This window comes from Synechococcus sp. R55.7 (assembly GCF_047461955.1).
In the GTDB taxonomy this organism is placed as follows: Bacteria; Cyanobacteriota; Cyanobacteriia; order Thermostichales; family Thermostichaceae; genus Thermostichus.
Genome location: NZ_JANSIC010000165.1, coordinates 1 through 5,837, shown reverse-complemented (window position 1 = coordinate 5,837; position 5,837 = coordinate 1). Strand labels below are relative to the sequence as shown.

5 protein-coding genes are annotated in these 5,837 nt (G+C 60.0%); 2 read left to right on the top strand and 3 right to left on the bottom strand.

Going from position 1 to position 5,837, the window contains the following annotated elements:
- Positions 1-46: 46 nt before the first annotated feature.
- Positions 47-1,300: an ABC transporter substrate-binding protein gene (locus NW820_RS09215; protein ID WP_011432413.1), complete on the bottom strand. Its 1,254-nt coding sequence runs from the start codon at positions 1,298-1,300 to the stop codon at positions 47-49.
- 334 nt (positions 1,301-1,634) lie between these two features.
- On the opposite strand from NW820_RS09215, the gene NW820_RS09210 reads away from it, so the two are divergent.
- The gene (locus tag NW820_RS09210; protein WP_414382094.1) at positions 1,635-2,453 is read left to right on the top strand and encodes an ABC transporter ATP-binding protein; all 819 of its coding nucleotides are present in this window, start codon (positions 1,635-1,637) and stop codon (positions 2,451-2,453) included.
- Complete coding sequence (locus NW820_RS09205) at positions 2,450-3,157, top strand: ABC transporter ATP-binding protein (protein WP_414347449.1); 708 nt, start codon at positions 2,450-2,452, stop codon at positions 3,155-3,157. The genes NW820_RS09210 and NW820_RS09205 overlap by 4 nt, the downstream gene beginning before the upstream one ends.
- A gap of 45 nt (positions 3,158-3,202) precedes the next feature.
- Here NW820_RS09205 and recN read toward each other — a convergent pair whose 3' ends face one another.
- Together recN and NW820_RS09195 are read right to left on the bottom strand one after the other, a co-directional pair.
- The gene (recN, locus tag NW820_RS09200; protein ID WP_414407324.1) at positions 3,203-4,909 is read right to left on the bottom strand and encodes a DNA repair protein RecN; all 1,707 of its coding nucleotides are present in this window, start codon (positions 4,907-4,909) and stop codon (positions 3,203-3,205) included.
- 169 nt (positions 4,910-5,078) lie between these two features.
- On the bottom strand, positions 5,079-5,837 hold a 759-nt coding region (locus tag NW820_RS09195; protein ID WP_414407323.1), incomplete at its 5' end, for a peptidase M14.

Below are 5,837 nucleotides of genomic sequence, written 5' to 3'. Positions count from 1 at the left end.
GCTCAGAAGGAGAAACCGACCCCCACTCAGGAGCCGCAGGGGAAAATCAGCTCTCCGGCTCAAACACCTTCAGATCCACCACCTTCCCCCCTTGGAAAGTCCAGTGGGCAAAGGTGCCGGCCACCTCCCCATTCTCATCGAAGTTGATGGATCCAGAGGCGCCGGTGTAGAAGATGTCTTCCCCTTTGCCGATCAGCTCCACCGCCTTGGCCCACTCTCCGGGCAGGATCTCGGTGCCGGGGGGATTGGCCACTTCCCGCAAAGCATCCCGAACAGCGGTGCCGTCGGTGCTGCCGGCTTTCTGAATGGCCAGAGCCAGGACAAAAGCGGCATCGTAGGCGGTGTCGATGTAGGGGGTGGGGGGCAGCTCCCCGTAGGCGGCTTTGTAGGCTTCGGCAAAGATTTGGTAAGCCTTGCTATCGGTGAGGGCCTGGGGCGAAACGCCGATGGATCCCTCTAGCTTTTCGGCTCCCACCTGGGCTGCCACGTCGGGAGAGCGCATGCCATCGGTGAAGACAAAGCGGTCAAACAGCCCCTCTTCCAAAGCTTGCCGCAAAATGACCACACCGTTTTCGGGGTAGCCAATCAGCACCAATGCCTGGGGATCCCCTTCCTTCAGTTGGGTCAGCTCACTGCGATAGGAAGCCTTGCCGGGCTCGTAGGGAACCGACTTGGTGATGGTGCCGCCCCGCTTTTCAAAAGCCGTCTTAAAGCTGTCGGCCAGGCCCTGGCCATAGTCGTTGTTGATGTAGATGATGGCCAGGCGCTCCAGCTTCTCTTCACGGGTGATCTGGGCCAAGGCCACCCCTTGGTAGGCGTCGGAAGGAACCGTGCGAAACAGAAAATCGTTGTCCTCCAGGGTGGTGATGGTGGGGGCGGTGGAAGCGGGGGAAATTTGCGGGATCCGATTGGGAACAGAAACCGTCGTGGCCACCGGGATGGTGATGCCACTGCCCAAGGCGCCGATAATGCCGGCCACCTTCTCCACGGTGACCAACCGTTGAGCTGCGTCGATAGCCGGCTGAGCCGACGTCTGGTCATCCGCTTCGACCACTTGGGCAGGGGATCCCAAAATGCCACCGGCGGCGTTGATTTGGTCAATCGCCAGCTTGATCCCTTTGAGGCAGTTTTCCCCGAAGGCCTGCAGATCCCCGGTAAGAGACATCAAGGCCCCGATTTTGACCGGCCCCTGAGTGGCCTGCTGTGCCGTGCTGGGCAGCAGAGTGGTGGCAAGAGCAGCCGCCGTCAGGGCAGCCGCCGCTGCAAAGGCCCGTCGGGTGAGTTTGTTCATGGGAGACATAACCAACAACCTCCTATGAGGGAAGAGAAAGTAGAACTCAGATCCCAAAGGTCAAGTAAAGTCAAGTGTTGAGTCGTAGCAGTCAGACGTTGACTCACCTCAAAGCGTTCCCCACTTCCTCAAGAAAAGATGGCTCCGGGAAACAGGCGGGCCAGACTCAGGATCTCGCCCGTTCCTTGGCTGCTGTAGGGCTGGCTGCGGCCTCCAAAGGCAGTTGCCCCTGTAGGAATCCGGGAAGGATAATGGGCAAACTCGGCAATGGGCTCATTATGGGCTCATTATATGTTTGAAATACTGAACTCATCGGTCGGCGGGGTTTTCCCAAGGCAGCGGCGTGATTGTTATCGACGACATCTCCAAGCGGTTTGGCGGCATTAGCGCGGTGGATCACTGTTCCTTCCGCATCGAAACCGGTCGGATTACGGGCTTGATTGGCCCGAATGGGGCAGGGAAGACCACGCTCTTTAACATCATCGCCGGGTTTATTCGGCCCAGCAGCGGGCGCATCTGGCTAGATGGGGAAGACATCACCGGCCTGCCCCCTCACCATCTGTTCCGTCGAGGGCTGGTGCGCACCTTTCAGATCCCGCGGGAGTTTGGCCGCATGACCGTCTTGGAGAACTTGATGGTGGTTCCCCCCAACCAGATAGGGGAAAACCTGTTCGCCACTTGGTTCGGTTGGCGGCGGGTGCAACGACAAGAACGCAACCTGCAAGCTCGGGCGGAAGAGGTTCTGGAACGGCTGAACCTGATCCATCTGCGGGATCAACTGGCCATCACCCTTTCCGGCGGGCAAAAAAAACTCCTGGAACTGGGACGTACCTTGATGACCGATGCGCGGGTGATCCTGCTGGATGAACCGGGGGCCGGCGTCAACCGCACTCTGCTGGCGGATTTGATGCGTTTTATCGAGTATCTCAACCGCGAGCGCGGCTGCACCTTCTGCATCATCGAGCACGATCTGGATCTGGTGACCCGTCTCTGCGACCACGTGGTGGTCATGGCTGCCGGCAAGGTTCTCACCCAGGGATCCATGGAGGAGATCAAACAAAACCCAGCCGTGCGGGAGGCCTATTTGGGATCTGTGGCACTGGCCGACTCCCTAAACCCACCCCAACCCTCCCCTCTGCCTTCGGAGGGATCCCTCTCATGACCCCTTTGCTGGACATCCAGGATCTCTACAGCGGCTACCGGGGGGTGGACATCCTCAAAGGGATCCACCTGAAGGTGAACCCCGGGCAAATGGTGGTGATCATCGGCCCCAATGGAGCCGGCAAATCGACGGTGCTGAAATCCTTATTTGGCTTGGCCACCATCCGCTCAGGCCGAGTGCTGTTTCAGGGATCCGACATCACCCACCTGCCCGCTGAGCAACTGGTGCGACGGGGAATCGGCTTTGTGCCCCAGACCAACAATGTCTTTCCTTCCCTCACCGTGCAAGAGAACCTGGAGATGGGGGCCTTCATCCGACGCGACAACCCTGCCGCCCAACTGGAGCGGGTTTATGAGCTGTTTCCACCCCTGAAAGAGAAACGACGCCAAGCGGCGGGATCCCTATCGGGTGGACAACGGCAGATGCTGGCCATAGGGCGAGCGTTGATGGTGGAGCCGCAGTTGTTGTTGCTGGATGAGCCGACCGCCGGCCTGTCACCGCTGTACATAGAACAGACCTTCGCCCTCCTGCAAGAGATCAACCGTCTTGGCATCAGCATCCTCATGGTGGAGCAAAATGCCAAGCAGGCCCTGAAGATGGCGGACTGGGGCTATGTCTTGTCCACGGGAGAAAACCGCTTTGAGGATACTGGCCCCAACCTGCTGAGCAATCCTGAGGTGCTGGAGCTGTTCTTGGGCGGGTGAGGCCCTCACCCCCCTCCCCTCACTCAAAACAAAAGGAGAGGAGAGTCAAGCGGGACTGGCCATTTGCTGCTTGCGCAGTTGAGCTGCTTGGTTGAGAAGAGCCTCCACAAACGTCATCGCTTCTTGGGCAGAGTGACCGGCAGTGAGTTGGGCCAGTTCTTCGCGGCGTTCCCGTTCTCCCAAAAGCTCCACCCGCACAGAAGTTCGTTTTTGGTGCACCACCTTGTGAACCCGCAGGTGGTGATCCGCCAAGGCAGCGATCAGGGGTTGGTGGGTGACGCAGAGGATCTGGTGATCTCGGGCGATGCTGTGCAGCTTGGTGGCGATGGCTTGCGCCACTTTGCCCGACACGCCGGTATCGATCTCGTCGAAAACCATGGTGGCCACCGGATCGATGCGGCTGAATACGGCTTTCAAGGCCAGCAGAAAACGGCTCATCTCGCCGCCGGAGGCGATGCTGGCCAAGGGCTGAAGAGGCTCACCCGGGTTGGGGCTGATCCAAAAGCTCACCTGATCCACCCCCTCTGCTGTCGGGGGGCCGGGTTGGATCTGCACCCGGAATTGCACTGCGCTCATCCCCAGCGGCCTGAGCTCTTCTATGAGGGCCTTTTCCAGTTGACAGGCCGCTTGTTGCCGCAGTTGAGAGAGCACCTGGCAATGGCGCTCCAGGTCTTGGGCAGCTTTGTCCAGCCGCACCTGCAATTCCTCTAGGTCGGTGTTGTCTCCTCGCAGTTGGGCCAACTCCGTCTGCACCCGCTCCGCATGGGCCACCACCTCGGCCAAGGTCGGGCCGTATTTGCGGCAGGCTTGTCTGAGTTGCGCCAAGCGCCGTTCAATTTTGTTCAACCGACCGGGATCCGCCTCCAGCGTCTCGCCGTAGCGAACCAGCTCCCGCCCCACCTCCTCCACCTGAATGAGAGCGCTGCTGACCATTTCCGCCAGAGGGGCTAGGTCGGGATCCCGCTGGGTCATGGTCTGGAGCAACCGTTCTACCTGGCCCAACAGATCGGCGATGGCCGGTGAGCCGCTGTCGTTTTGATAGAGCAATTGGTGAGCTTCGTAGCTTTGCTGTTGCAGTTCCACGCGGTGAGCCAGGCGCTCCCGTTCCCGCTCCAGCTTGGCCATTTCGTCGGGATCCTCCAGGCGCAGGGCGGCCAGCTCTTGCGCTTGAAACTCCAGCAGGTCTAGCCGTTGCAGGCGCAGTTGTTGGCTTTGCCGGCGGGATTCCACCTCTGTTTTCAGTTGGTTCCAGGTTTGGTAAAGGGCAGCCACCTCCGCCCGTGTTCGCAACAACTCTTCGCCGCCAAAGTCGTCCAGCCAACGGCGCTGGGTTTGGGGAGATTGGATTTGAACGGTTTGCCCCTGGGCAGTGATCTCTACCAATTTGGCCCGCAGGTTGAGCATCTGGGCTTTGTTCACCAGCACCCCATTCACCCGCAGGCGGCTGGTGAGCTTGCCGTTGCGCAACACCAGCTCGCGACTACAAACCAGGCCCTCCTCTAGGGGGTCGATGTGCTCTTGTTCTAGCCAGGCTTGCAGTTCAGGATTAGGACTGAAGATCGCTTCCACCAGACCTCGTTCGCTGCCAGTTCGCAGAGCCCGAGCTGTACCTCCTAGAGCTGCATCCAGCGCATCGAGGATGATGGATTTGCCGGCCCCGGTTTCTCCGGTGAGCACGTTCAGCCCCGCTCGAAAAGGGATCTCCAATTGCTCGATCAGGGCAAAGTTCTCGATCCGCAGCAGGCGCAACATAGGGATCCCGTGGGCTCAGCGTGCCGTTGGCAGTTTTCAGGATAGGGCTTGCGGGGTCGCTCTGTCCCACGTTAGCGTACTCACCATCCCTCGGTAGACGGGTACTGTTAGCGCAGCGGTGCGGAGCACTACCCGTTCTGGTTTGGGGATCGGAAATTGGCAGCCCGGCTCAGCCGGCCAGGGGGTAGCGCTCCATCAGGTAGCAGAGGCAGTCTTGGCGGATGATGCGGCTGTTGAGGGTGAGCATGCCCGGCATGATGGGCACGCTGGTGCGAATTTCTCCGTTGCAGGCATAGAAAAAGCGATCCGCCACATTTTGGCCCTGCTCGTCTTGCACCTCCAGGTGGAAGCCGTTGTTCGTCCAGCCAATGGGGGTGTGGGGGGGAAGCTCCCGAAAATTGAGGAGATCCAAATCCGGCGGGAAGCGGATGTGGGAGGGGGATCCCTCTTGGTTGCCATCCTCTTCCCCAAAGCTGAAGCTCACCTGATCCGGGATTTTGACAATGGCGACGCTGTGGAAGAGGTCGATATCTTGGCGGAAGACAGGGCGCTGCGGGATCGCCGACAGGTGAAGGCAGGCTTCCAGAAATTCGTAGGCATGCTGGGTGCCGTGGGGCTGATCCGGCTTGCCGCATTCCAGGGTCACCGCCGGGCAGAAGCGCCCGAAGGCCATGCTCTGTACCCCTTCTGGCTTGGTGAAATAGAGAACGGTGCGCCCAAACAGGGTGGCCAGGTGCAGGGTAGGGGCATCCAGGTGATTGACACAGGCGTAGTGGGGGTTGGTGCCCGTGTTGTTGTGGATATCGACGCTGGCAAAAACGCCCCGCTGCTGCATTTGCTGCAGGACGGCCTGGGCCATGGCATGTTCGGGGGTGGAGCCGGAGCCCCAAATGCGGTTGTAGTCGGGTTGGCCGTCCAGCCGCCGTTG

What these genes read in the sequence shown, in the direction of transcription:
- NW820_RS09215 (WP_011432413.1), bottom strand. Translation starts at nt 1,300, where the DNA reads ATGTCTCCCATGAACAAACTCACCCGACGGGCCTTTGCAGCGGCGGCT.
- NW820_RS09205 (WP_414347449.1), top strand. Translation starts at nt 2,450, where the DNA reads ATGACCCCTTTGCTGGACATCCAGGATCTCTACAGCGGCTACCGGGGG.
- recN (WP_414407324.1), bottom strand. Translation starts at nt 4,909, where the DNA reads ATGTTGCGCCTGCTGCGGATCGAGAACTTTGCCCTGATCGAGCAATTG.